2 protein-coding genes are annotated in these 746 nt (G+C 65.3%); one reads left to right on the top strand and one right to left on the bottom strand.

The window, feature by feature from the left end; all coding sequences use genetic code 11:
* Positions 1 to 198, bottom strand: a 198-nt coding sequence (locus GH737_RS14960) for a hypothetical protein (protein WP_230558862.1), incomplete at its 3' end; no start/stop codon positions are given.
* Positions 199 to 491: 293 nt separating this feature from the next.
* On the opposite strand from GH737_RS14960, the gene rpsU reads away from it, so the two are divergent.
* Entirely contained in the window at positions 492 to 698 is a 207-nt protein-coding gene (rpsU, locus tag GH737_RS14955; protein WP_155265546.1) for a 30S ribosomal protein S21, read from the top strand.
* Positions 699 to 746 lie beyond the last annotated feature (48 nt).

The raw sequence follows: 746 nt of genomic DNA, 5'->3' as shown, positions 1-746 counted from the left end.
CAGCTGCGCGTCGATGCCGATCGGCGCGGCCGGCGCCGCGATCGGCTGGGCCGGGACCGGCGCCAGCGGGCTGGTCGTGCCGGTCGCCTTCGGCAACAGGACTCCCGGCAATGCCTGCGACATCGCCGCGGAAGAGAGGATGAGACCTCCGGCGCCGGCGGCGCCAAGACGCAGCATTTCCCTTCGATTCAAGCTCATTCAATTCCCTCCGCTCTGGCCATCTCTTTACCATTCAAAGGCTTAATGGCCGATAACCCTAGGGTTCATGTTCCCCGTCCCATCGTTCCAGGCCAACGCTTCGTCGCACGCGCCGTGCGCGATCCATGGCTTGAACGGCTTCGGCGGCCCTGCTAAGGGCTGCGCGCCGCCGAGGTCCCGCCTCTGGAGGCCGCTATTTTATTGCCGGTGAGACGGGGCCTGCTGCCTCGACCGCTGGCATATGGGATCTTAAGTCCCTGATTTTGAAGACTTTAGGAGTGTGACCGGACCTTATGCAGATCATTGTTCGCGACAATAATGTCGAGCAGGCGCTGCGCGCGCTCAAGAAGAAGCTGCAGCGCGAGGGCGTCTACCGCGAGATGAAGCTGCGCCGTCATTACGAAAAGCCGTCGGAAAAGCGCGCCCGCGAACGCGCCGCCGCGATTCGCCGCGCACGCAAGCTCGAGCGCAAGCGCGCCGAGCGCGAGGGCGCCCGCTAAGCGCCTCCGAACCAGACCCGTGTCCGTCGCCGAAGCCGCCCATCGCCC

Source organism: Sphingomonas segetis (assembly GCF_009720245.1).
In the GTDB taxonomy this organism is placed as follows: Bacteria; Pseudomonadota; Alphaproteobacteria; order Sphingomonadales; family Sphingomonadaceae; genus Sphingomicrobium; species Sphingomicrobium segetis.
Note: the sequence above shows the minus strand (reverse complement) of the source record. Positions and strands in the feature narration are given on the sequence as shown.

Bases quoted from the DNA above. Each gene is read 5' to 3' on its own strand.
- rpsU (WP_155265546.1), top strand. From the start codon at position 492: ATGCAGATCATTGTTCGCGACAATAATGTCGAGCAGGCGCTGCGCGCG.